The organism is Kitasatospora sp. NPDC085895, assembly GCF_040702125.1.
Lineage (GTDB): Bacteria > Actinomycetota > Actinomycetes > Streptomycetales > Streptomycetaceae > Kitasatospora > Kitasatospora arboriphila.
Window position 1 is genome coordinate 113,434 of record NZ_JBFBJY010000011.1, and the last position, 23,273, is coordinate 136,706.

At 74.2% G+C, this 23,273-nt stretch carries 22 protein-coding genes; 9 read left to right on the forward strand and 13 right to left on the reverse strand.

Annotation, left to right across the window (positions count from 1 at the left end; translation table 11 throughout):
* The first annotated feature begins 85 nt into the window (after positions 1-85).
* From AB0442_RS09990 to AB0442_RS10000, 3 genes are all read left to right on the forward strand, one after another.
* Entirely contained in the window at positions 86-3,040 is a 2,955-nt protein-coding gene (locus AB0442_RS09990) for a BTAD domain-containing putative transcriptional regulator (RefSeq protein WP_366161906.1), read from the forward strand.
* 105 nt (positions 3,041-3,145) lie between these two features.
* Positions 3,146-4,375, forward strand: coding sequence for a hypothetical protein (locus AB0442_RS09995; protein ID WP_366161907.1), 1,230 nt, complete (start codon positions 3,146-3,148; stop codon positions 4,373-4,375).
* On the forward strand, positions 4,359-5,129 hold the full coding sequence (locus AB0442_RS10000; RefSeq protein ID WP_366161908.1) for a hypothetical protein: 771 nt from the start codon (positions 4,359-4,361) through the stop codon (positions 5,127-5,129). Before AB0442_RS09995 ends, AB0442_RS10000 begins: the two co-directional genes overlap by 17 nt.
* A 31-nt stretch (positions 5,130-5,160) precedes the next feature.
* Here AB0442_RS10000 and AB0442_RS10005 read toward each other — a convergent pair whose 3' ends face one another.
* From AB0442_RS10005 to AB0442_RS10050, 10 genes are all read right to left on the reverse strand, one after another.
* A complete protein-coding gene (locus AB0442_RS10005) occupies positions 5,161-5,313 on the reverse strand; it encodes a hypothetical protein (RefSeq protein ID WP_363538856.1) in 153 nt (50 codons plus the stop codon).
* 157 nt (positions 5,314-5,470) lie between these two features.
* Positions 5,471-6,736, reverse strand: a complete 1,266-nt coding sequence (locus AB0442_RS10010; protein WP_366161909.1) for an ATP-grasp domain-containing protein — start codon at positions 6,734-6,736, stop codon at positions 5,471-5,473.
* Position 6,737: 1 nt separating this feature from the next.
* Positions 6,738-8,774, reverse strand: coding sequence for a thioesterase domain-containing protein (locus AB0442_RS10015; protein ID WP_366161910.1), 2,037 nt, complete (start codon positions 8,772-8,774; stop codon positions 6,738-6,740).
* Positions 8,775-8,970: 196 nt separating this feature from the next.
* Positions 8,971-9,675 (reverse strand): TNT domain-containing protein, encoded by a 705-nt coding sequence (locus AB0442_RS10020; protein WP_366161911.1) that lies wholly within the window; start codon positions 9,673-9,675, stop codon positions 8,971-8,973.
* A gap of 578 nt (positions 9,676-10,253) precedes the next feature.
* Positions 10,254-12,389 carry a SpoIIE family protein phosphatase gene (locus AB0442_RS10025; protein ID WP_366161912.1) on the reverse strand — a complete coding sequence of 712 codons (2,136 nt, stop codon included), beginning with the start codon at positions 12,387-12,389 and terminating at the stop codon, positions 10,254-10,256.
* Between the two features lie 389 nt (positions 12,390-12,778).
* On the reverse strand, positions 12,779-13,144 hold the full coding sequence (locus AB0442_RS10030; protein WP_366161913.1) for a hypothetical protein: 366 nt from the start codon (positions 13,142-13,144) through the stop codon (positions 12,779-12,781).
* Positions 13,141-13,662 carry a nucleoside-triphosphatase gene (locus AB0442_RS10035; protein ID WP_366161914.1) on the reverse strand — a complete coding sequence of 174 codons (522 nt, stop codon included), beginning with the start codon at positions 13,660-13,662 and terminating at the stop codon, positions 13,141-13,143. The genes AB0442_RS10030 and AB0442_RS10035 overlap by 4 nt, the downstream gene beginning before the upstream one ends.
* A 94-nt stretch (positions 13,663-13,756) precedes the next feature.
* Complete coding sequence (locus AB0442_RS10040) at positions 13,757-14,884, reverse strand: CapA family protein (protein WP_366161915.1); 1,128 nt, start codon at positions 14,882-14,884, stop codon at positions 13,757-13,759.
* 3 nt (positions 14,885-14,887) lie between these two features.
* Positions 14,888-15,715 (reverse strand): HAD-IIA family hydrolase, encoded by an 828-nt coding sequence (locus AB0442_RS10045; RefSeq protein WP_366161916.1) that lies wholly within the window; start codon positions 15,713-15,715, stop codon positions 14,888-14,890.
* Positions 15,716-15,868: 153 nt separating this feature from the next.
* Positions 15,869-16,678 carry an exodeoxyribonuclease III gene (locus AB0442_RS10050; RefSeq protein ID WP_366161917.1) on the reverse strand — a complete coding sequence of 270 codons (810 nt, stop codon included), beginning with the start codon at positions 16,676-16,678 and terminating at the stop codon, positions 15,869-15,871.
* Positions 16,679-16,933: 255 nt separating this feature from the next.
* Between AB0442_RS10050 and AB0442_RS10055 the strand changes: the two genes are divergently transcribed.
* Positions 16,934-17,710 carry a GntR family transcriptional regulator gene (locus AB0442_RS10055; RefSeq protein ID WP_363538884.1) on the forward strand — a complete coding sequence of 259 codons (777 nt, stop codon included), beginning with the start codon at positions 16,934-16,936 and terminating at the stop codon, positions 17,708-17,710.
* 78 nt (positions 17,711-17,788) lie between these two features.
* Here the strand turns inward: AB0442_RS10055 and AB0442_RS10060 are convergent, their stop codons facing one another.
* Complete coding sequence (locus tag AB0442_RS10060) at positions 17,789-18,949, reverse strand: ROK family protein (protein WP_366161918.1); 1,161 nt, start codon at positions 18,947-18,949, stop codon at positions 17,789-17,791.
* 257 nt (positions 18,950-19,206) lie between these two features.
* Complete coding sequence (locus AB0442_RS10065; RefSeq protein ID WP_366161919.1) at positions 19,207-19,941, reverse strand: methyltransferase; 735 nt, start codon at positions 19,939-19,941, stop codon at positions 19,207-19,209.
* 132 nt (positions 19,942-20,073) lie between these two features.
* Between AB0442_RS10065 and AB0442_RS10070 the strand changes: the two genes are divergently transcribed.
* The gene (locus AB0442_RS10070; RefSeq protein WP_366161920.1) at positions 20,074-20,499 is read left to right on the forward strand and encodes a GNAT family N-acetyltransferase; all 426 of its coding nucleotides are present in this window, start codon (positions 20,074-20,076) and stop codon (positions 20,497-20,499) included.
* Positions 20,500-20,529: 30 nt separating this feature from the next.
* Here AB0442_RS10070 and AB0442_RS10075 read toward each other — a convergent pair whose 3' ends face one another.
* Positions 20,530-21,012 carry an XRE family transcriptional regulator gene (locus AB0442_RS10075; RefSeq protein WP_366161967.1) on the reverse strand — a complete coding sequence of 161 codons (483 nt, stop codon included), beginning with the start codon at positions 21,010-21,012 and terminating at the stop codon, positions 20,530-20,532.
* A gap of 193 nt (positions 21,013-21,205) precedes the next feature.
* On the opposite strand from AB0442_RS10075, the gene AB0442_RS10080 reads away from it, so the two are divergent.
* From AB0442_RS10080 to AB0442_RS10095, 4 genes are all read left to right on the forward strand, one after another.
* Positions 21,206-21,982 carry an AzlC family ABC transporter permease gene (locus AB0442_RS10080; protein WP_366161921.1) on the forward strand — a complete coding sequence of 259 codons (777 nt, stop codon included), beginning with the start codon at positions 21,206-21,208 and terminating at the stop codon, positions 21,980-21,982.
* A complete protein-coding gene (locus AB0442_RS10085) occupies positions 21,982-22,290 on the forward strand; it encodes an AzlD domain-containing protein (RefSeq protein ID WP_366161922.1) in 309 nt (102 codons plus the stop codon). The genes AB0442_RS10080 and AB0442_RS10085 overlap by 1 nt, the downstream gene beginning before the upstream one ends.
* Before the next feature lie 75 nt (positions 22,291-22,365).
* Entirely contained in the window at positions 22,366-22,686 is a 321-nt protein-coding gene (locus AB0442_RS10090; protein WP_344626510.1) for a metalloregulator ArsR/SmtB family transcription factor, read from the forward strand.
* Positions 22,683-23,204 (forward strand): SRPBCC family protein, encoded by a 522-nt coding sequence (locus AB0442_RS10095; RefSeq protein WP_366161923.1) that lies wholly within the window; start codon positions 22,683-22,685, stop codon positions 23,202-23,204. The genes AB0442_RS10090 and AB0442_RS10095 overlap by 4 nt, the downstream gene beginning before the upstream one ends.
* Positions 23,205-23,273 lie beyond the last annotated feature (69 nt).

Consider the following 23,273-nt stretch of genomic DNA (forward strand, 5'->3'; position numbering starts at 1 on the left):
TATCGCCACCCACGGTCGCCGTCCGCTCACGAGGCAGGGCAGCCGATCGGGCCCACCGGACGGAATCCACCAGAAAAGGAACCAGATGGGGCTGCAGCCGCACGATGCGGACGACGACGTCCACTTCGCACTCCTCGGGCCGTTCGCGGTCACGCGCGGCGGCACCTCGGTACCCCTCCAGGCCAGGCGGAGCCGGCTCCTGCTCGCCGCCCTGGCCTGCCGGCCGCGGGAGATCGTCAGCGTCGAGCACCTCAGCGAGGTGGTCTGGGCCGAGGACCCGCCGACCACCGTCCGCACCCAGATCCAGATCTGCATCTCCACCCTGCGCAAGACCCTCGGCGTCGTCGGGATGAGCGAGGCCCTCGTCACCCACCCCGTGGGCTACGCCCTGATGCTGGCCCCGGGCCGCCGGGACGTCGACCGCTTCACCGAACTCGTCCGCGGCGCGCGCTCCGCCAGCGACGCCGGGGACCTCGAGACCTCGGTGCGCACCTACCGCGAGGCGCTCGCCCTGTGGCGCGGGCCCGCGCTCGGCGGCGTGGACAGCGACGTCCTGCAGCGCCGGGCGGTCGCCCTCGACGAGGAACGGCTCACCGTCCTGGAGGAGTACTTCGACCTGGAACTGCTGCGCGGCCGCGACCGGGGACTGATCCAGGAACTCGCCGACCGGATCGCCGAACACCCGCTGCGCGAGAAGCTCCGCGGCCAGCTGATGCTCGCCCTGCACCGCGCCGGACGGCGCTCCGACGCCCTCCAGATCTACCGCGAGGGCCGCCGGCTGCTGGTGCGGGAACTCGGCATCGAACCCTCCGACGAACTGCGCCGCCTCGAACAGGAGATACTCCGCGACGCACCCGAGCTGAACCCCGGCTACGGCAAGCCCGAAGGACCCGCCGCCCCGCGCCAACTCCCCAGGCAGTCACGCTACTTCATCGGCCGCGAGGAGACCGTCCGCCGGCTGACCGCGGTCCTGGCGGACCCGCGCGGGCCCGAGGACCACCCCTACCGCGCCGTCAACCTGTACGGCCCCGGCGGGACGGGCAAGACCGCCCTCGCCGTCCACGTCGCCCACGCCCTCCAGGACCGCTTCGGCGACGGACAGCTCTACTACGACCTGCACGGCAGCAACACCGTCACCGCGGCGCCCGTCCGGGTCCTCGACCACTTCCTGCGGGCGCTCGGCGTCCCGCCCGGCGACATCCCCGACGAACTCGACGAGCGGGCCGCGATGTTCCGCAGCCTGGTCGCCGAGAAGAAGATCCTGGTCATCCTCGACGACGCCGCCGAGGAGCACCAGATCAGCCCGCTGCTGCCCGGCGGCCGGGACTGCGGCGTCGTCGTCACCAGCCGCCGCCCGCAGACCGGCCTCCCCGAACTGGAGTCCGTCCACCTGGACGTGCTGACCCAGACCGAGGCCGTCGAACTCCTCGGCCGGATCGTCGGCGACCGGCGGGTCGCCCAGGAGCCCCTGGCCAGCGCCCAGTTGGTCCGCGAGATCGACCGGCTGCCGCTCGCCCTGGGCATCGTCGGCGCCCGCCTCGCCGCCTCGCCGCACCGGACGATCTCCTCCATGGCCCACCGCATCCACGACGAGCGCCGACGGCTCGACGAACTCGCCCACGGCAACCGGGCCGTCCGCAGCACCATCTCCTCGACCTTCGACACGCTCAAGCCCGACCTGCGCGACCTCCTGTGCGACCTCAGCCTGTTCGGCGCGGAGGCCTTACCCGGCTGGATGGCCGGCGCGATCCTCGGCGGTGACACCGAGGACGCCAACGACGTCATCGACGAGGCCGCCACCAGCCAGCTGCTCGTCGCCACCGACGCCGAACCGACCGACAACCCCCGCTACCGCTTCCACAGCCTCGTCCGCCTCTACCTCAGGGAGTCCGTCGACCGGCTGCCCGCCGAACAGCGCGCCCGCACCGTCCGCGCCGTCCTCGCCGGCTGGCTCGGCCTGATGGACCTCGCCCAGGCCCAGCTGTGGGGCGGCAACTACACCGTCGTCCGCGGCGGTTCCGCCCGCTGGCAGGCCCCGGAGGCCGTCGTCCGGCATGTCCTGACCGACCCGCTCGGCTGGCTGGACACCGAACGGCCCGGACTCCTCGCCGCCGTCGGCCTCGCCGCCGAACACGGCCTCGACGAGGAGTGCTGGGAGGCCGCCACCCAACTCGTCACCCTCTTCGAAGTGCGGCAGCACTACGCCGACTGGCAGGAGAGCCACGAGACGGCCCTGCACCTCGTCCGGCGCACCGGCAACGTCCGCGGCGAGGCGGCGGTGCGCTGCTCGCTCGGATCGCTCTACCTCTCGCAGCGGCAGGCCGGGCAGGCACTTCCCCACCTGGAGAGATCGCTGACACTCTTCGAGGAACTCGACGAGACCGGCGGAACGGCCCTGGCCAACCGCAACATCGCGCTGTGCCTGCACACCGTCGGCGACCTCGACGGCGCACTCCGGCGCTACGAACGGGCGGCCGAGCTCTTCCGGCTCGCCGGGGACCCGCTGGGCCGCGCCCACGTCCTGTCCAACATGGCACCGATCCACGCCGCCGGCGGCGACCCCGGCCGGGCCGAACAGGAACTGACCGAGGCGCTGCGGATCTGCCAGTCGATCGGCAGCTCGCGGGTCGCCTCGATGAGCCTCCACCGCCTCGGGCAACTCTGCCTCGGCCAAGGGCGGTTGGACGACGCCCTGCGCTGGTACCGGGAGGCCCTCGCCATCGTCCGGCGACAGGCCGACTCGCTGGGGGAGTGCATCGTCCAGCACGGCCTGGGCGACACCCACATGGCCAGGGGCGACCACGCGGAGGCCGCAGGCTGCCTGGAGGGCGCCCTCGTCACGGCCGAAGCGGCCGGACACCTGCACGCGGCCGCACAGGTACGGGTCAGCCTCGCCGAGGTGTGCATCGCCCAGGGGCTGGACGGCCGCGCGAGGAACCTGCTGGAGGAGGCCCTGCGCGTGCTGGAGGACCACGACCACCGGGCCGCCCTCACCCGGGCCCGCACAGCCCTGGCCCGGCTGGACGGGGTGAACTGGTAGGACGTGTCTTCAAAGGCGTACGGATGCCGCACAGAGGCGCGTGGGGGCGCCTCCCGAGTCATTCCGTTGCCCGCTGCCGGGCCCCCGTGGGACGATCAAGGTCTGATGGACACCACAGAGCCGGCAGAAGCCCGCATCGAGGCCGCACGCACCGTCCTGGTCGCACCCTCGGAGCTGCAGGACAACGACGTCGTCAGGGACTTCTTCGGGTCCACCGTCACACCGGAGGAGCTCGCCTCCGGCGCGCCCGACCTCGCGGGGAGGACGGTCTACCTGTGCGGTGACGTCTCCGGGGTCAGCCGGCACCACCTGCGGGCGGCGGAGCGGGTGTTCGTCGTCCGGGAGCTGTCGCACGGTCACCGCGAGGACGCCGACGAGCCGTGGACGGTCGTCGGCCCCGGCCGGGTCCCCGTCCGGGTGCACGGCGCCGGCGTGTACTACCCCTGCTTCTTCGACCCCGACGCCGACCACTTCGGACGGATCCGTGCCGAGCACGCCTTCCAGTCCCTGACGGAGTCCACCAAGCCCGGAACGGCCCACCGCAGCGGGATCTACCTGACGCCCGTCACCCGGGACGGCGACGAGCTGCACTTCCGCCTGCTCCGCTGCTCCACGAACCTCTCGGGGCCGACCGAGGGCTTCCGCCCGACCGACACGGAGATCGTCGAGGCGCTGAACCGCGAGGCCGCCGCCGTCTTCCGGAACCAGGCCCCGCTCAACCACGTGCTCGCCCAGATCTACCACAACACCCCCGCCGCGGACGGGCGCAAGCAGTCCAAGGCCAGGATCTCGGCCCACGCCGACAAGACCAAGGACATGCCCGTCAACGGCATCATGGCCTTCTGCACCTTCTACGACCGGCTCGACGGGCTGCAGCCCTCGGCCGAGGACGCCCTCGACCGCGGCGTGAACGGCGTCAGCGCGCTGACCAGGCTGCACTTCCGCCTCAAGGAGCCGAACGCAGGACACGACGGGGCCGCGCTCCCGGCGCAGTTCACCGTGACCCTCCACCCCGGCTCCGTGTTCTTCGTGCCGCTGTCCACCAACCGCCTGTACACGCACGAGATCCGGCCCTCGGCGCTGGACGCCGAACTGCTCCCGACCCGCCTGGGCTACGTGGTGCGCTGCTCGAAGGCCGAGGCCGTCCACAAGGGCGGCCACACCTTCCTCAAGGCGGCCGGCGGCCCGGTGCGGCTGGGACCGCCCACCCCGGAGGGCATGGACGAGCTGCGCCGGCTGTACGCCGAGGAGAACAGGTCCTCGTCCTCCGTCGACTACGGCGACGAACTGCTCTTCAGCATGAACACGGGGGACTACGGTGCACCCCGGGCCTAGGATCGCGGACGAGATCGTCTCGTGCACCCTGCCGGCCGCGGAGGACCTCTTCGCCGAGCTGGCCGCGTCGGCCCGCCTGGAGGACGTGGGGAGGGGCCGCCGGGGCGCCGTGCTCACCAGGGTCGACGAGGCCGGCGGCGTCCCCCTCGTGCGCACCACCACCCGGTACGGCAGCCCGGCGCAGCGCTTCCGGGCGGTGCACGAACGGCTGGCGCAGCGGATCCAGGACGGTGCGGCGCTCCCGGTCGGCTTCAACAACGCCCTCGTCGAGCGCTACACCGACGCCTACCGGACCATGGGCGCCCACTCCGACCAGGCCCTCGATCTGGCCGACGGCTCGTTCATCGCCGTCTTCTCCTGCTACCTGCGCCCCGAAGCGGGCCCGTCCAGGAAGCTGATCTTCGAATCCAAGGAGTCGGACCTCGACGGGTTCGAGATCCCGCTCGCCCACAACGGCGTCGTCGCGTTCTCCGTCGCCTCGAACCGGCGGCTGAGGCACAGGATCGTGCTCGACACGACCGTCCCGGCGTCGGACAACCACTGGCTGGGCGTCACCTTCCGGACCTCGAAGACCTTCGTCCGCTTCCGCGACGATCGGGCCCACCTCCCGGACGGTGCGCGCCTCGTGGCGGCCGACGACGAGCAGAGCCGCGAGTTCTACCGGCTGCGGCGCCGCGAGAACCACGAAGCGGACTTCACCTACCCCCTGCTGACGTACACCGTCAGCGAGAGCGACCTGATGCCGCCCGTCTGACCCCGACCGCGTCAGGACCGCGAACCGGGCGTCAGGACTGCGGGCCCGGGCCCCAGGGGTTGTCGGCCACGACGTGCACGGGGTGGGCGGGGCCGGTCTGCGACTCCAGGGAGTCGGCGGCCGCGGTGAGGGCCACGGCGGCCAGCAGGCATGCGCACGCACGGACGAACATGAGCTTGGTCATCGCTGTCTCCCATGTGTCGGCGGGGCCGGGCCGGCGGGCGGTGGCGTCCTGCTCGGCGTTCCCTCGTGATGCTCACGCTAGGAAGGCCGCCCATTGCCACCGCATCGGTGCACTATCGCCTCGGCCGCCACCGCGATAGCGGCCGCGGCAAAGGCCGTCAGACCTGCGGCGACGCGCTACCGGCGGCCTCGCTCCACGGCCGCGGCGGTGTGACCCGGACGGTACGCCCGTCCTCGAACCGGAAGTCGTAGGCGATCCTCCCCAGCGCCTCGTCGAGCACCGCGAACATCTCCCGGTGGGATGCCGCCTCTCCGCACACCATGTCGAGCTGGCAGGTCATCCCGCCGTCGAACAGCCACTGGCCGGGCTTGACGATCGGGCGGTAGGCGGTGATGCCCGGCACCGCCCGGGCCTCCCGGCCGCCCTCGACGCCGGTCAGCCGGCACCGTTCGGCGGGCCCGGCGCCCCAGTACTGGAAGTGGACCCGGTCCATCGGCTCCGGTTCGGCCCAGTCGTCCTTGCCCGTGGCCCGCAGGCCGGCCAGCCGGATCAGGTCGACTCCCGCCGCCCGGCGGCTGATCTCGTTGACGAGCCCGCCGAGCCGGCCGTTGACCTCGATGATCCGCGGCCCCCGGGCGGTGAGCTTCACCTCGGTGTGGGTGACGCCGAAGTCCACGCCGAGCGCGCGCAGCGCCCGGGTGGTCAGGTCGGCCACCGCGGCCACGTCCTGCGGGGGCAGCGCCGAGGGCCAGAACTGGCCCTGCTCGCGGAACGGGGGAGCCATCGGGAACTTGCCCGAGACGGAGACGTGGGTGATCCGGTCCGGCGCGCAGAGGCTCTCGACCGACACGTAGTCCCCGTACGGCAGGCTGGGCCTGCCCTGCAGGTACTCCTCGACCATCATGCCGGCGGGGTGCCGTTCGGCGAGCCGGGCGAGGGTCTCCTCGTCCCGGACGAGGTGGGTGTCCCGGCTGCCGCCGCCGTACAGCGGCTTCACGACGGCCGGGAGCCCGACGGCGTCCAGGGCCGAGGCCCAGTCCTCCGGGCGGTGGACGGGGTGGTGGCGCACCGCGTCCACCCCGGCCTGCGCGAGCCGCCGGCGCTGCCGCTCCTTGTCGGTGAGCAGCAGCACGGTCTCCGGCCGGTGGCCCGGCAGCCCCAGGGCGGCGGCGATCCGGGCGGTGTCCCGCAGCATCGGCTCGCTGTAGGTGACGATGCCGTCGGGGCGCAGCGCCCGGACCCGGGCGACGTCCCGGTCGTCACCGGCGAGGTCGACGACCGTGCCCAACTGCTCCAGCAGGGGCCGGACCTGGACGGTGTGGTCGGTCCGCGGGACGAGGAAGGCGAGCGGGGTGTCCGCGGCCAGCGCCGTGGCGATCTCCGCCGCTGCGGCGGCCCCGTGGTCGTAGGCGATCACCAGCATGTCAGCCTCCGGGGAAGGTGCGCATGACGAACGGAAGGGAGTTGGCGACGCACAGCAGTGCGAAGGTGAAGGACTGGACGTACTCGTCGACGACCGGGGCCTTGACCAGCCCGGGGTCGAAGGCGACCAGCACGCCGCTGCCGAGGTCGGGCGAGCCGAGCAGCACGTCCACGCCGAGCGGGATGCCCGCCCCGCCGACGGACCACCAGGAGCCGACGGCGGTCTCCAGGTGCTCCAGCCGGTGGCGCGGACGGAACCGGGTGAAGCCGAAGGCGACGTCGAACGGCGCCCGGCGCAGCCGGCGTTCGATCTCCGCGGGCGGGAAGTGCCGGTGCGCGGCGGTGCTCCGCTCGGCGCTCCAGGCCCGCCTGGCCTGGTCGGCCCAGCTGCCGCCGGTGGTCCGCAGCCGCAGCGGAAGGGTCTTGGAGAAGCGTCCCACCAGGTGGTCGGAGCCTTTGCCGACGGGCCGGCAGTCCGTCACCAGACCGGTGACGATGTCGCTGTCGCGTCCGGTCGCCTGCGCCAGCGACCAGACGTGCAGGGCGAGGTAGAGGCTCTTCGGCGGGACCCCCGCCTCCTCGGCGGCCGCGCGGATGCGGTCGACGGCAGGCCCGTCGAGCGGGATGAACCGCGCCTCGTCCGGGTCGGGGACGGCGTCGGCGGCGCGCAGCGGCAGGAGCAGCGGCGGTGCGTTCGCCTCGGCGAGCCAGAACGCCGCGGAGGCCGGGTCCGCGTAGTCGGGTCCGGCCAGCCGCCGGTGCCCGTCCGGCGGGACGTCGGGCAACTCGGCCGGCACGCCGGTGAGTTCGGCCTCGTACAGGGCGACCAGCTCGGCCAGCAGGACCCACACGCTCCAGCGGTCCACGGCGGCGTGGTGGGCGGCCACCGAGACGCTGAAGGACGCCGGCTCGCGGACGACGTGGCAGCGGAAGGCGGGCGGCCCGGCCGTATCCGCGTCGGCGGCGAACCGCCGTCGCTGGAAGGCGCGGACGAGCGCGGCGCCGCCACCCGTCTCGACCTCCACCGGCGGGTCCGCCTCCGCCCGGACGAGCTGCAGCGGCACGGAGAACCCGGCCGCCGCGAACGAACTGCGCAGGGGGTCGTGGCGGGCGGTCACCGTGCGCAGTGCGGCTCGGAACCGCTCCTCGTCGAACGGTGCCTCGACGTGCACGCCGACCACGTCCCGACCCGGACCCCGACGGTCGGCCAGCAGCGCCGACTGCTCCGCGGAGGCCGGGAAGGCGTCGGCGAGCCCGGCCGGCAGCCGTGCCCGGTCCGCCGCCGACAGGGCGTCGAACGGCCGTGCCACCTGCCGGAGTCGCCGTGCGATCAGGGCGCAGGCCGCGGCGGCCTGCTCGTGGAGGACGAAGTGGCCGCCCGGCAGGAGTTCGACGCGGCAGTCGCCGTCGGTGCGGTGGCGCCACGCGGCCAGCGCCGTGGGGGTCACCGCCGGGTCGCGGTCGCCGCCGATCGCCAGGACGGGGACGGTCAGCCGGCCCTGGCCCGGCCGGTACCGGCGCAGCAGGCGCAGGTCGTTGCGGAGGACGTCCAGCAGGTGGGCCCTGGTCTCCGGGTCCGCGGTCGGGCCGGGGGCCGTCCGGCCGAGCCCGGCGAGCCCCGTGAGCAGCCGGGCGTCGCCGAGGTCGCCGGTCGGCATGGCGTCCGGCCCGGGGTCGCCGCCGCAGGAGGAGACGACCAGCAGCCGGGGCGCCGGGGCGCCGCGGCGTTCCAGCCAGGCGGTCAGCTCGGCGGCGAGCAGCGCGCCCATGCCGTGCCCGGCGAGCGCGAACGGCCCGTCCAGCAGCGGCCGCAGGGCCGTGCCCAGCAGGTCCACCAGGTGCGGCACGTCGTCGCAGAGGGGCAGCCGGGCGAGGGTCTCCCGGCCGGGGAGCTGGACGGGCTGCAGGCTGAGTTCCGGGGGTGCGCCCCTGGCGATGCCGCGGTAGGCGGACGCGCAGCCGCCGGCGTGGGGCAGGCAGAAGACCGGGAGGCCCGTGCCGCGTCCGGCCCACAACGGCAACAGTTCGTCTACCCTCATGCCCGGTCCCCTCCTGGCGTGCCCGCGATGGACTCTCCCGTCATGATTGGGCATCGCCGTCGGGCCGGTAATGGGCACGGCGTCGGGTCTTTCGGGCCGTCCCCTCCCTACGGGGGAGCCGGACGGGCGTCCCGGCACGCCGAGAGGGCGGGGGTCCCCCGCCCTCTCCGTCAGGACGCCGCGCGCGGGCGGCCGCTCAGGGACGGTTCGCGGCACACCGCTCGGGTGCGGTGTCCGCGAGGTACTCGTGCTTGACCAGGTTGGCCACGTTGTACGTCTCGGAGTCGGCGAAGTCGGCCGGCCTGAGGGCCGGGTCCAGCCACTCCTGGACGCCGAAGCCGGGCTGGGCGAAGCCGGCCGCGATGCGGCCCGCCTGCACGTCGAAGTCGCGGTTCACCACGTAGCAGTGGTAGCCGTTGCCCGCGCCGTTGAGCGAGTCCGGCGGCAGGGCGCGCTTGGCGTACGGCGTCCCGCCGGTCGCCAGGTACTTGCCGGTGTCGGCCCCGAAGCGGTCCAGCAGACCACCCGGCTCCATCGTCCGCCGGTTCATGTCGAGGACGCCGTTCAGCTCGGCGAAGCCCCGGTTGCCCGGGTACTTCCACTGGTCGCCGACGCGGTACCAGTCGAGGAACTGGGTCGGCTGCAGCCCGCCGAGCCGGTGATAGCCCTTCAGCAGCGTCGCCACCGGCCCGGTCGTGGGCAGGACGGCCGGACCGAGCTCGGGGCGGCCGCAGTAGTGGACCGTCGGGTCGTCGGGCGGCAGGAGGTCGGGACAGTCCGCGGGCAGCTGACGGGCCGCCGCACGGGCCGGCGCGGCGGCCGCGGCCTCACCCGCGGCGGCGACGAGCGTCAGCGGCAGCGCGGCCGCCATGGACAACGAGACGAGCATGAGAGAGCGCACGGGCAGCTCCAGGGGGCCGGGTCAACGGGCGGCACGGGTGCCCGGAGGCACGGCGCCCGACAGCACCGTCATTGCACACGCAACCCCCTCCGCGCGCGAAGAACCCCGGCGGCGGCCGGTCGGAGAACACCCGTGCGGGCTAATCGATCTGACGGCCGACCAGGGCAGGCGGCCGCCGGGGCCGTGGGCCCAGTGCAGCTCCGGGTGGTGGCCCCGTCGGTGGTCCGACAGCCGGGAGGCGGCCGGCCCGCCCCCGCCGCGGCAGATCGGGCAGACGCGTTCGGTGCGGCACACCCGGCAGCGGGTCCGTCCGCGGGGTCCGGAGGGCACCCACCCCCGACCGCCGCATCCGGGGCATCACCCGAGGCCGTCGACGGTGCCCGTGGCCGTCCCCGGGTCGCACAGCGTCTTGACCACGAGCGGGCCGATCGGTTCCCCGCCCGCCGAGTCGTCCCGGCACGTACGGGCTGGTCGACAGCGCGAACCACCGTCGCGGCCCCGGGCCGCCTCGCAGCCCGGGCCGTCGGCGGCCACGTGGACGGACGGAGCCGCCACGCAGGTGAACCGCCGTCGGGCGGTCAACTCGCCAGCGGGAATTCGCACCAGACGTTCTTCCCGCTGCCGAGCGGCTCGACGCCCCAGCTTCCGCTGAGGGCGTCCACCAGCAGCAGGCCGCGGCCGGAGGTCGCGGTCTCGCCGGGCACCCGGCGGCGCGGCAGGACGCTGGAGCGGTCCTGGATCTCCAGGCGGATGCAGGGGGCGGTCCCGGCCCGGAGTTCGATGGTGAGCAGTGCTCCTCCGTCGGTGTGGACCAGGGCGTTGGTGATCAGTTCGTCCGCAGCGAGTTCGACGTCGGACGCGAGGTCGGTCGCACCCCACCCGGCCAGGGCCTGGCGGAGCATGGCCCGGGTCTCCGCCAGCCCTTCCGGATCTGCCTGGTGGACGTGCTGGGTCATCTGCCGGGTGGCGTGCGCACCGGGTTCGGCGGCGCGGTGCAGCAGCAGGAGCGCCACGTCGTCGCTGCTGCCGAGGCGGCTCGGGTGGCCGCCGCAGAGGTGGTCGGCGAGCGCCTCGGTACCGAGCGGTCCGGCACCCATGGCGGCGGCGAGCGCTTCGATGCCGTCCGCGATGTCCCGACCGGGGTGCTCGACCATGCCGTCGGTGCACAGGAGCAGGGTGTCCGCGGGGTTGAGGTCGAGACGGGTCTCGGGGTAGCCGTCCTGGCCGAAGACCGTGGCCACGCCGAGCGGGAGGCCGCCGCGGACGCTGGCCCAGCCGGTACGGCCGGTGCTGTGCCGCACGAGTGGTTCGAGGTGGCCGGCCCGCACCATGCGCAGGGTTCCGGTCTCCAGGTCGGCGTCGACGTAGATGCACGTCGCGGACCGCTCGGTGTCGAGGTCTGCGAGGAACCTGGACGCGCGGGCCATGACCGTGGCGGGAGTGTGTCCCTCGGTGGCGTAGGCCCGCAGGGCGATCCTCAACTGACCCATGATGGCGGCCGCGTGGCTGTCGTGCCCCTCCACGTCGCCGACCACGAGACCCACCCGCCGCCCCGGCAGGGGGATGACGTCGTACCAGTCCCCGCCCACTTCGCGTCCGCTGCGGCCGGCGCGGTAGCGGACGGCCACCTCACCGCCGTTGATCTCGGGGATGCGGCGCGGCAGCATGGTGGTCTGGAGCGTGGTCGCGAATTCGCGTTCCTGGTCGAAGAGCATGGCGCGTTGCAGGGACTGCGCGACGGCGCTGCTGAGCGCGATGCAGATGTTGCGGTCCTCGGTACTGAAGTGGTGCCTGTCCCGGTAGAACAGGCCCAGTGCGCCGATGGTGCGGGCCTGGGCGGCGAGGGGCAGGAAGGCCGCCGCCTCGATCCCCATCTCCTCGGCGTAGGGCAGCAGTCGGGGGTAGCGGGTGGTGAGCTCCTCGCTGGTGCCGACGAACCGCGCGCGCCGGGTGAGCACGGCCTCGGACAGCGGCAGCGCGTCCTCCAAGCGGGTCAGCGACAGGTCGTCCCGGGCCCTGAGTTCCGTGGACGGTTGCTCGGTCACGGCGACGAGGCGCATGACGTCCCCGTCCACCAGCCCGAGGGCCAGCCCGTCCGCCCCGAATCGTCGCAGCCCTTCGCTGTCGGTCAGCACGTTGGTCACGTCGCGGACGGTGACGGCGCGGGCGAGGGCTTCGGTGGTGGCGCGCACGGAGTCGGTCTGGCGGCGCCGGTCGGCAGCGAGCGTACGCATCGCCTCGGCGTGGGCCAGCTCCTCCTCGGCGTTGCGGACGATGCCGACGATGCGGTACGGGTGCGCCTGCGGATCGCGCAGGATGCGCCCCTGCGTGTGGGCCCAGCGCAGGGTTCCGTCGCGGCAGACCAGGCGGAAGTAGGACGCGAAGGTCAGGTGTCCCTCCCGTAGCGCGAGCGTCACGGCGTTGTCGAGCCGTTCGCCGTCCGCCGGCAGCACCCGGGCGGAGAGCGACGCGGGCACTCCGTCGAACTCGTCGGCCCGTAGGTCGAACACCTCCAGGCCCACGTCGTCGAGGTGGTAGGTGCCCTCGTCGAGGTCCCAGTCGAAGCTGCCCATGCCGTTGAGCGCCAGCCGATCGTTGGCTGCGGTCGGCTCGGCGTCACCGGGGGAGCCCGACGACGGCGAAGGAGTGCGCGCGGACGCGGGGAGGGTGACTTCGGGGTCGTAGCCGTCCGGAGACCTGGACGTGCTCGCCATGGCAGGGCTCCCGTCCGATCGATGGCCCGCTGCCGGATCGTCCGCGACAGGCTCGCCATCGCCGTGCGGTCCCGGAGAGCGGCGTACATGTGCGACGGCGAGGCGCGTGAGTGCTCCGCCGCCCGCGCCGGGTCCGTTCCTGGAACGCGTGGTCAGTCTATCCACGGGTCGACGGCTCGGCATCGACGCGTGAGCCGTGATCCAGGCCTTCGTGCCGGTCCTCCGGGCGAGAGCGGGGCGCAGAAGGCAACCGGTAGGGGGGCGGACCCGGGACGGGACCGGGACGGAACACCCAGGAACCCCTCCCCACTGCCGGAGCTCCCCGTCGGCCGCTCCGGCACCCCGGGCGCGGGTCCCTCCGGGAGGCGGTGTGGACGCCCGTCCGGTGGTCACAGCCGTGACAGGACGAGGGCCACGGCGGTGAGCACCCCGGAGAGGGCTCCGGCGGCGACCCGGCACACCCGGCGGGCCAGTACGCACCAGGCCCGCGCAGCGCCACCCGTCACCCGGTACCAGCCGATGCCGAACGGCAGTGCGAGGAAGAACCACGACGGCGGTGCCAGTTCCCCGGGCCGTTGCGAGCCCTCGCGCGCCCACCGGCGGCACCGTTCGACGCCCCGGCCGGTCCGATCGGCGCACCGGTCGGCGCGCTCGGCCCACCGGCCGGAGGCGGTCAGGAGCCCGGCCCGCCAGCCGTCCCGTCGTCGGACGATCGCGGCGCCCGCCCGGCCCCGGTGGGGCACGGCGCCGCTCACCGTCCCTCCAGCCGGGTCGCCAGTCGCGCCGGGAGGACGTCCCGGTTCGCCCGGGTCAGCCGGATCAGCTCGACATCGCTACGGCGCTTGAGGGCGTTGGTGAAGGGGCCGTGCTGTGCGTGCACGGTGGCCACCACGTCCACGTCGGCCGCGAACACGGCCCGGACGGCGTCCCGGAACGGGGGGTACGCCAGTTCCATCCGCCCGAGCTCGTCGACGAGCACGAGCGTGCCGGGCTCCGGGGGCGTCGCGAGCGAGGGCACCGCGAGCCCTTCCATCACGCCGATGTCGACGCCGTATCGACCGACCCGCAAAGGCCCCGGCAACCCGACCCGGGCGAGCACACCGCTCCGGCCCGTCAGCGTCTCCAGGACGAAACCGACCCGGGCGCCGCCCTCACGGATCTCCTCCGTGGTGAAGCCGACGGCCTCCCGGGTGCGCAGCAACGCCGCCAGCCGGCGGATCGCGGTCGTCTTCCCGCTGCCGGGGCGCCCCTCCAGCAGAATCCTCGTGGGCATCACGTGCTCGGATCGGTCGTCGGCGCTCGAGCCCTGCTCCCAGCCTCCCACCGCGCGGGGAGGCCGATCCACCCGGCCCTCGGGAGTCCTCCCCTCACGCCTGCTGCCCCCGTGCGGCGAGGAGCGCCAGCATGCCGTCCGCCCCGCGACCCACCCGTACGCCGAAGCCGCGGCTGACCCGGTCGAGGGTGTCGTGCACGTGCTGCGTGTCCTCGGAGGAGGCGTGTTCCAGCCGCATCCGGCGGGCCCGTACAGGTGCCACGTGCACCTCGACCACTTCCCCGCCGTCGGGCTCCACCGAGACGAAGTACAGCAGCCGCAGGTCGTCGCGGTACTGCTCGTGGCCGGCGATGCCCTCGTAGTCGTCGATGAAGTCGCCGCACCCGTAGAGGATCAGCCGTCCACGGTGGAACTCGACGGGACGGGGATGGTGCGAGGAGTGCCCGTGCACCACGTCGACACCGCCGTCGACCAGCGTGTGCGCGAAGCGCACCTGTTCCCGGGAGACCTGGTAGCCCCAGTTGGAACCCCAGTGGATCGAGGCGACCACGACGTCGCCGGGCCGCTTGACCCGCTGCACCCGGTCGGCGACCTCGGCCGCGTCGGCGCTCGACGCCTCGGAGACGACGTGGACGCCGGCCCGCTGCTCGGACGCGGCCCAGCTCGACGGAATCCCGCTGGACGCGGTTCCGAAGGCGAAGACCAGCACCCGGCGGCCGCCGTAGGTCTCGACGGTCGCGGGCCGCCGGGCCTCGCCCGCGTCCCGCCCCGCTCCCGCCGTGCGCAACCGCGCGTCTGCCAGGGCGGCCAGCGTCTCCCGGAGCCCGGGGACGCCGAAGTCCAGCACGTGGTTGTTGGCCAGTACGCAGACGTCGGGCCGGGCCGCGGCCAGACAGGGGACGTTCGCCGGATTCATCCGGTAGTGCACGTCCTTGCCCGGCGCGAAGGCGTCGCTCCGGGTGACTCCCGTCTCCAGGTTCAGCACCCGGACGTCGGGCGCGGCCCGGTCGAGCAGCGCCAGGGCCTCGCCCCAGGGCCACGAGAAGTCGACCGGGCGGGGGATCGGGCCGTTCGCGGCTTCCGCCGACCCGACGTAGTCCCGAGCATCCCGCACGTACGGTTCCCGCAGCTCCGGAGCACCCGGGTGCGGCAGGATCTGGTCGACACCGCGCCCGAGCATCACGTCCCCGCAGAGGAACAGCGTCACGACGTCGGCGTCCACGGTTCAGCGCCGGTCCGACCGCTCCACCAGGGCCGGCAGATCGGCGACGGAGTCGAGGACGTGGTCGGGGGTTCCGTCGGCGTCGCGGAGTGCACGGTCCTGGAACTTCCCGGTCCTCACGAGGACGCCGCCGATGCCGCAGCGCTGGGCGGCGAGCACGTCGGACTCGATGTCGTCGCCCACCATCAGCGTCCGGTCCGCCTCGACCCCCAGCCGGGTCAGCGCCCCGGTGAAGAAGGTGGCAGCGGGTTTGCCGACGACCTCGGCCCGCCGACCCGAGGCCTGCTCCAGGCCGGACAGGAAGGCGCCGCCGTCGAGCTGCAGGCCGCGGTCGGTGCGCCAGTACAGGTTGCGGTGCATGGCGACGAGGCGGGCGCCCCGCTGGAGGTGGCCGAACGCGCGGTTGAGGGCGCGATAGCCGAACTCGGGTCCGGCACCGCCGACCAGGACGACGTCCACGTCCTCCCCCTGTGCCCCCTCCGAGGCTTCGTCGTCCTCGGCCAGGGCCACCCCGGTCAGGTCCTCCCGGACGTCGCCGCTGTTGAGCAGCATGCAGCGGGCACCGGGGTAGCGCTCCGCCAGGAAGGCCGCGGTGGCGCCGGGTGCGGTGAGGACGGACTCGGCCGAGACCGGGAATCCCGCACCGGAGAGGGCCGCCGCGATCGAGGCCCTGGTGCGTGAGGTCGTGTTGGTGAGGAGCAGGAAGGGCAGGCCCATCTCCCGGAGCCGTTCCAGCGCCTCGACAGCTCCGGGAAGCGGATTCCAGGACACCGTGAGCACCCCGTCGATGTCGATCAGGGCCGCGCTGACGGTCGTGGTGCGGTGCCGCATGGGCCGACCCTAGCGCCGACCCGGCCCCGCGGCACGTTCCGGCTCCCCGGGCACGGATGCCGGGCTCGCACGGGAGATCGTGGCGGCCGAGCGCGAGCGCCTCCTCACGGGCGGCTGACGGACGCGGGACGGGCGCTCCGTCTTCCTCCGGCGCTAGAGGACTCGGCCGAAATCGAAGACCGCCGTGACGGGGGCGTGGTCGGACCAGCGCTCGGCGTGCGAGGCGGCCCGCTCGACGTAGGCGTCGGCGCAGGTGGCGGCGAGGCCGGGGCTGGCCATCAGGTAGTCGATGCGCCAGCCGGAGTCGTTGTCGAAGGCGCGGCCGCGGTACGACCACCAGGTGTAGGGTCCGGCCTGGTCGGGGTGGAGGTCGCGGACGACGTCCACGTAGCCGACGTCGTCGAGGAGCCGGGTCATCCAGGCCCGCTCCTCGGGCAGGAAGCCGGCGTTCTTCCGGTTGGCCCGCCAGTTCTTGAGGTCGTCCTCGCGGTGGGCGATGTTCCAGTCGCCGCAGACCAGCACCTCGCGCCCCTCCTCGGCGGCCCGCCGCTTCAGGCTGTCGAGGTGGACGAGGAACTCCGCCATGAAGCGTTCCTTCTCGTCCTGGCGCTCGGTGCCGACCTCGCCGGAGGGCAGGTAGAGGCTTGCGACCGTGAGGCCCGGCAGGTCGATCTCGGCGTACCGGCCGGAGCTGTCGAACTCGGTGGAGCCGAAGCCGATCGCGGTGCGCTCCGGCGCCCGGCGGGAGAGCACCGCCACGCCGGCCCGGCCCTTGGCGGCGGCCGGCGCCCAGACCGCGTGCCAGCCCTCCATGTCCTTGATCTCGGACGGCAGCTGGTCGGCCTCGGCGCGGACCTCCTGCAGGCAGACGACGTCGGCCTTGGTGCCGGCGAGCCACTCGGTGAGGCCCTTCTTGGCGGCCGCCCGGATGCCGTTGACGTTGACTGTCGAAACCACGATCACCCCGGGAGGGTACCGGCCGCCCCGGCCGTTCGCCGAAGCGGTCCGGCTCCGTCGTGGCGCAGATCACGAACGGTCGGCGAGTGGCCGTGTTCCGGTCAAGCCCGGTCATTGGTCTTGACCATCTCGTCCGCCACCCCCTAGGGTCTGCTTACTGCAAAGACCTTTAATAAAGAAGGACGGATAAAGCCCACCCTCCCCACCTGCCGAAACCGGGGAAGGACCGGGCGGCCCCACACCTTCAGGGCGGAGGACACGGTGGCGCAAGGACAGCTCGCGGCGGCTCCCGAGCCGAAGTACTGGCACCTGCGCACCGTCCTGGTGCGCACCATCGACTCGGAGTTCTCCGCCGGTCAGGTGCTGCCCAACGAGCGCGAGCTCGCCGCCCGCTTCGGCGTGGCCCGGGCGACGCTGCGCCAGGCGCTCGACCAGCTGGAGCTGGAGGGCCGGCTGGTCCGCCGCCGCGGCATCGGCACCGTGATCGCCGCCCCGCGGGTCGGCGTCCCGGTGAGCAGCAGCGAGGAGGGCTGGCCCAGCGCCTCGCGCAACCAGTCCTGGCGGATCGTCGACTGCACCAGCGCCCCCGCCCCGGCCCGGCTGGCCGCCGAGCTCGGCGTCCTGCCCGGCGAGACGGTGCACACCGTGCGCCGGGTGCGCCTCGTCCAGGGCCGGGTGATGGCGACCGAGTCGCTGCACGTCCCCGACTCCGCGGTGCCGCACCTGCCCGCGCTGCCGCAGCTGGTCGGCTCGACGGCCGAGGGCGAGCGCGCCCGTTCGGTGCTCCGCCAGCTGGAGCGCTGCGGGGTGGACGGCGAGTCCCGCACGGTCGAGCTGGGCGTCGCCGAGGCCGAGCAGGCCGCCCTGCTGGAACGCCCGCCGGGCACCCCGGTGCTGGTGGTCACCACCGTGTACGCGTCCGCCGGCCGGCACATCGCCCGCGCCGTCTGCACTTACCGTGCCGACACCTGCAAGCTCACCTTCGGCGAGACCGGCGCCGTCGAGGTCACCCCGGTCGAGGCGGTCCGCTCCGCCTGACACCCGCCCGAAAGCGGACCGTGAGCCCGTCCGACACCGGACGGGCCCACGGTCCGCTTTCGTGGACGGTGCACCGGGTCAGCGCGGGCCGGCCACCGGCGGGTCGACCGCGAACAGCTGCTCCTCCACGTGGTCGAGCGCCACCCGCAGCGCCCCGGTCGCCACGACCTCGCTGCCGAGCGCTGCCAGCGCCACCTCCGGCGCCCGCAGGGTGAACCGTCCGAGCCGCTCGCGCAGCGGCTCCAGGACGCCGTCCAGCCCGGCCGCCCAGCCGCCGACCACCACCAGTTGCGGGTCCAGGGCGAGGACGAGCGCCGCCACGTCGTGCACCAGCCGGCCCAGGAAGCGGTCCATGGCGTCCCGGGCGACCGCGTCGCCCTCCCGGGCCAGCCGCAGCACCCGGGCGACCGCCGCCTCGTCCAGCGGGTCGAGCGGCTTGCCGGTGGTGGAGAGCAGCCGTTCCGGGGTGGCCTCCTGGCCGAGCAGGTGCAGGGCGCCGATCTCGCCGGCCGCGCCGCCGTACCCACGGTGCAGCCGCCCGTTGATCAGCGAGCCGGCACCGGGGCTGAGGCCGGCCATGACGAAGACGACGTCGCCCTTGCCGACCGCGGCGCCCTTCCAGTGCTCGGCGATCGCGGCGAGGTTGGCGTCGTTCTCGATGACGACCGGGCAGCGGAACGAGCGGCGCAGCCGGGCGCCGAGGTCGAGGCCGGTCCAGCCGGGCACGGCGGTGCTGAGCCGGACGGTGCCCTCGCCGTCCACGATGCCCGGGGTGCCGACGGCGACGGCCCACAGGCTGTCCCGCAGGACGCCGGTCTTGCGCAGCACCTCGGCGACGGTCGTCCGCATGACGCCGAGCCGCTCCTCGGCGTCGACGGCCTCGTCGACGGGCTTGGAGTGACCGGCGAGGATCTCGCCGCTGAGGTCGGCCAGCACCACCCGGACGTCGTGCACGCCGACCTCGATGCCGAGCGCGTGCCCGGCCTCGGCGCGGAACCGGAACCAGCGGGCGGGCCGGCCGCGGCGCCCGCCGCCGTCCAGGCCATGCTCGACCTCGGCGACCAGGCCGGACTCCATCAGGCCCTCGATGACGCCCTCGACGGTCGGCCGGGAGAGCCCGGTGTCGCCGACGAGCTGCGTCAGGGTGACGGTCCGTCCGTCGCGCAGCGCCCGCAGGGTGACCGCCGCGTTGATCCGACGCAGCAGCGAGGAGTCCCCTCCGGTGAGCCGATCCGCCACGTCGCCGCCCTTCCCGCGTTCGCGCGACAGCTCTGGCGCGCGGTGCCGAGTGCGCGGTGACCTCCGTTGCCCCGCGAGAGTCCGCCGCGGGCAGCACGGCACAACGGCGCGCGCACCCCGGGGCGTCAGCCGGGATGGTACTCGGGCCCCCTCCGGGTCGCGAGCGTTTCCGCAGCTCATCACGTATTCGGTATGGAAACGGTACGAAGGCGGTGACGCTCCGGTGCGGCCGCCCGCCGACGCGGGCCCGGGTCGGCTCAGCCGTCGAGGCGCCACACCACCGAGGTCTTCTCCGGGGCGTCCTCGAGATCGGCCACCACCGGCACCCGGTACGAGGCGACCTCGGTGAAGTGCTCGCGCGGCAGGTACGCCCGGCCCGGGTCGCCGACCAGCACCAGGGCGCCGCGGGCACGGGCGCGCCGGAGGAACGGCAGTACCCGGTGGGCCATGGCCCGCTCGTAGAAGACGTCGCCGGCCAGCACCACCTCGGCGGGCGAGCCGTCGCCCGGCAGCAGGTCGGCGCAGCGCGCGTCGATCCGCACGCCGTTCGCCGCGGCGTTGAGGCCGGTCGCGGCGACCGCGTACGCGTCGATCTCGGCGGCGGTGACGGAGGCGGCGCCGCGCAGGGCGCAGGCGATGCCGACCAGTCCGGAGCCGGCGGCGAGGTCCAGCACGGCCCGGCCCGCGACCGTCTCCGGGTGGTCGAGCACGTAGCGGGCCACGGCCTGGCCACCGGCCCAGGCGAACCCCCAGAACGGCGGCGGCAGTCCGACCTCGCCCTTCGCGGACTCGGTGCGCTCCCACAGCCCGATCGCCTCCTCGGCCAGGTGCAGCCGGACCTCGGGGACGAACGGGACCGCGCCGAGCGCGGTCTGCGAGCGGACGAACTCCGCCGCCGCGCCGCAGGCCGGATCGGAGCCGGCCGGATCGGAACCGGTCACGGCGGACCGGGCGGGGCCGGGGGCAGGGGCTGCGATGGGTGCGGTCGGCACGGTGCTCCTCGCGGGGTGTCGCACAGGCGGGGGTGGCCCGAGCCTACGGGACGGGTGACGCGAGGTCAGCCCGCCCCGTCCCACCCTGTGGAATGTTGCGTCGGGCCGGAGCGCGGCTGTTAGACAGGGCGCATGACCGACATCGCGATCCGTGCCGCGCGCCCCGACGAGATCCCCGCCCTGCTCGCCTTCTGGGCCCGGGCCGCCGAGGGGGCCAGCATCACCGACGACGAGGCCGGGGTCGCCCGGCTGATCGAACGGGACCCGCAGGCCCTGCTGGTCGCCGAGCTGGACGGGATGCTCGCGGGCACGGTGATCGCCGGCTTCGACGGCTGGCGCTGCCACCTCTACCGGCTGGCGGTCGACCCGGAGCTGCGCCGCCGCGGGGTCGGCGGCGCGCTGATCGCGGCGGCCGAGGCGAGGTTCGCCGAGCTGGGCGGCCGCCGCGCCGACGCCATGGTGCTGGAGCACAACGCCCTCGGCCAGGCGGCCTGGGCCGGCGCCGGCTACCGGCGCGAGGAGCAGTGGCGCCGCTGGGTGCGCCCGCTGGCGGGCTGAGGCCCGGGGGCGGGGCGGCCGGCCGTCCGGTCAGACGTGCTCCATGGTGAGCGTCGCCGTGGTGTCCGGCTCCAGCGCCTCGAAGACGTGCGGCGCGTCGCCCGGGTAGGCGATGTAGTCGCCCGGGCCGAGCTCGACCGGGGCCGCGGCCGGGCCGACCAGGGCCCGGCCGGTGCCGATCACCACGTGCTCCACCGAGCCGGGCAGGTGCGGGTCGGAGCGGCGGACGCCGCCCGGCTGTGCGTCGATCCGGTAGATGTCCCGGCGCGCGTTCGGCGGGCAGGACGCGAGCAGGGTGGCCGCGTAGTCGGCCCGCTCGGACCAGGTGACCGGGCCCTCGCCGGCCCGGACGATGCGGACCTGCGGCCGCGGCGGGTCGACCAGGCGGCTGAACGGCACGTCGAGGGCGGCACCGAGCGCCCACAGGGTCTCCACGCTCGGATTGCCGGCGCCCGCCTCCAGCTGCGAGAGCGTCGACTTGGCGATGCCCGCCCGGCGGGCGAGCTCCGCCATGGAGAGCCCGGCCCGCTCCCGTTCGCGGCGGATCGAGGCGGAGATCAGGGCGATCAGGTCGAGGGAGGACCGGTGTCCGCCCGGTGCCGCCGCGCCGTCCGCAGGGACGCTGTCCACAGGGTCCACGTGTTCGCTCCAGACTGCTGTCCGTTCGGCTTGACGAACGCCGAGGTTGCTGTTCATTCTAATGGACATGCGTTCGGCAATGCGAACACTCGATCGCGGCACGCTCCGCGACATCGCCCTGGTCTGTCTCGCCGACGCCCTCGTCGGCGCCTCCTTCGGCGCGATCGCCGTCTCCGGCGGGCTGCCGGCCTGGGTGCCGGTCGCCATGTCCCTGCTGGTCTTCGCCGGCGGCTCGCAGTTCGCCGCGGTCGGCGTCGTGCTGGCCGGCGGCGGCCCGATCGCCGCGGTGGTCACCGGCCTCGTCCTCAACGCCCGGCTGCTGCCCTTCGGCTTCGCCGTCGCCGACGTGCTCGGCGGCGGATGGCGGGCCAAGCTGCTCGGCGCCCAGATGCTCACCGACGAGTCCGCGGCGTTCACCCTGCTGCAGCGCGACCCGAAGGCCCGCCGCGCCGCCTTCTGGATCTGCGGCGTCGCCCTGTTCGCGGTCTGGAACATCGCCGTCCTGCTCGGCGCGATGGCCGGCGGCGCCATCGGCGACACCGACGCGCTCGGGCTGGACGCGGCCTTCCCCGCCGTCCTGCTGGCCCTGGTGCTGCCCTCGCTCGCCGACCGGTCCGTCCGCAACCCGGCCCTGGCCGGCGCCGTGGCTGCGGTCGCCGCCACGCCCTTCCTGCCGGCCGGCCTGCCCGTCCTGCTGGCGCTGGTCGCGCTCGTCCCGGCCGCCCGGGCCGCGCTGCGCCGCACCCCGGCCCGCACGCCCGGAGCCGAGCTCGAAGCCGACCCGGAGCCCGAGTCCGGGCCCCTGTCCGGATCCCGTCCCGAACCGGTGGGGGAGGCCCGCTGATGCCGCTCTTCGCCGTCCTGCTGCTCGCCGCCGGCACCTACGGCTTCCGCCTCGCCGGCCCGGTGCTCCGCGACCGGCTGCACCTCTCCGGGGCCCTGGAGCGGCTGCTCTCCACCGCCGCCGCCGTTCTGCTGATCGCCCTGGTGGCGACCGCGGCCCTCACCCAGGGCCAGGGCTTCGCCGGCTGGGCCCGGCCGGCCGGGGTGCTGGTCGCCGGCGCCCTGGTGCTGTGCCGGGCGCCCTTCCCACTGGTCGTCGTGGCGGCGGCCGGGACGACCGCCGTGCTCCGGCTCTGCGGCGTCGCCTGACCGCGTCGACGCAGCGGCACGGAAGCGGGTGCGTCCCGATGGACATGTGACCAAATGGTCACCTATTCTGGAGGCGTGTCCGACGACGACCTGGTGTTCAAGGCGCTGGCCGACCCGACCCGCCGGTTCCTGCTCGACCTGCTCTTCGCCCGCGACGGGCGGACGCTCACCGAGCTGGAGTCGGAGCTGGAGATGTCGCGGTTCGGCGTCATGAAGCACCTGCGCGTGCTGGAGGACGCCGGCCTCGTGGTGTCCCGGAAGTCGGGCCGCGAGAAGCTCCATTTCCTCAACCCCGTGCCGATCCGGCTGATCCACGATCGCTGGATCGACAAGTACACCGAACGCCACGTGACCGCTTTGACCGAGCTCAAGGCAGAGTTGGAGAAGGATCCATGAGCGGGACCGACAGCGCGGCGACCACCCAGGTCTACCGCGTCTACATCAAGGCCGCCCCCGAGAAGGTCTGGGACGCCATCACCAAGCCCGAGTGGACCGACCGCTACGGCTACGGAGGCCTCACCGACTACGACCTCACCCCCGGTGCGCCCTACCGCACCCTGCCCGGCCCGGCCATGGTCGAGGGGGCCAAGGCGATGGGCTTCCCCGTCCCCGAGACCGTCGTCGACGGCGAGGTGGTCGAGGCCGACCCGCCGCGCAAGCTGGTGCTGACCTGGCGGATGGCCATGGACCCGCAGCTGGCCGCCGAGGGCTTCACCCGGGTCACCTACGAGCTGGCGGAGAAGGACGGCTCCACCCGGCTCACCGTCACCCACGAGCTGGCCGGCGCCCCGCAGCTCGCCGCGCTGGTCAGCGGCGCCCACGACGACGAGCAGATGGGCGGGGGCGGCGGCTGGAGCTGGGTGCTCAGCGACCTCAAGTCGCTGCTGGAGACGGGCAAGACGCTCGCCCAGTGACCGAGTCCCCGTGACCGCCACCCCGTGACCGCACGCCGGTGCGGGCGGGCCCCCACCGGGAGCCCGCCC

What these genes read in the sequence shown, in the direction of transcription:
- AB0442_RS09990 (WP_366161906.1), top strand. Translation starts at nt 86, where the DNA reads ATGGGGCTGCAGCCGCACGATGCGGACGACGACGTCCACTTCGCACTC.
- AB0442_RS09995 (WP_366161907.1), top strand. Translation starts at nt 3,146, where the DNA reads ATGGACACCACAGAGCCGGCAGAAGCCCGCATCGAGGCCGCACGCACC.
- AB0442_RS10005 (WP_363538856.1), bottom strand. Translation starts at nt 5,313, where the DNA reads ATGACCAAGCTCATGTTCGTCCGTGCGTGCGCATGCCTGCTGGCCGCC.
- AB0442_RS10010 (WP_366161909.1), bottom strand. Translation starts at nt 6,736, where the DNA reads ATGCTGGTGATCGCCTACGACCACGGGGCCGCCGCAGCGGCGGAGATC.
- AB0442_RS10015 (WP_366161910.1), bottom strand. Translation starts at nt 8,774, where the DNA reads ATGAGGGTAGACGAACTGTTGCCGTTGTGGGCCGGACGCGGCACGGGC.
- AB0442_RS10025 (WP_366161912.1), bottom strand. Translation starts at nt 12,389, where the DNA reads ATGGCGAGCACGTCCAGGTCTCCGGACGGCTACGACCCCGAAGTCACC.
- AB0442_RS10035 (WP_366161914.1), bottom strand. Translation starts at nt 13,662, where the DNA reads ATGCCCACGAGGATTCTGCTGGAGGGGCGCCCCGGCAGCGGGAAGACG.
- AB0442_RS10045 (WP_366161916.1), bottom strand. Translation starts at nt 15,715, where the DNA reads ATGCGGCACCGCACCACGACCGTCAGCGCGGCCCTGATCGACATCGAC.
- AB0442_RS10070 (WP_366161920.1), top strand. Translation starts at nt 20,074, where the DNA reads ATGACCGACATCGCGATCCGTGCCGCGCGCCCCGACGAGATCCCCGCC.
- AB0442_RS10075 (WP_366161967.1), bottom strand. Translation starts at nt 21,012, where the DNA reads ATGGCGGAGCTCGCCCGCCGGGCGGGCATCGCCAAGTCGACGCTCTCG.
- AB0442_RS10080 (WP_366161921.1), top strand. Translation starts at nt 21,206, where the DNA reads ATGCGTTCGGCAATGCGAACACTCGATCGCGGCACGCTCCGCGACATC.
- AB0442_RS10085 (WP_366161922.1), top strand. Translation starts at nt 21,982, where the DNA reads ATGCCGCTCTTCGCCGTCCTGCTGCTCGCCGCCGGCACCTACGGCTTC.
- AB0442_RS10095 (WP_366161923.1), top strand. Translation starts at nt 22,683, where the DNA reads ATGAGCGGGACCGACAGCGCGGCGACCACCCAGGTCTACCGCGTCTAC.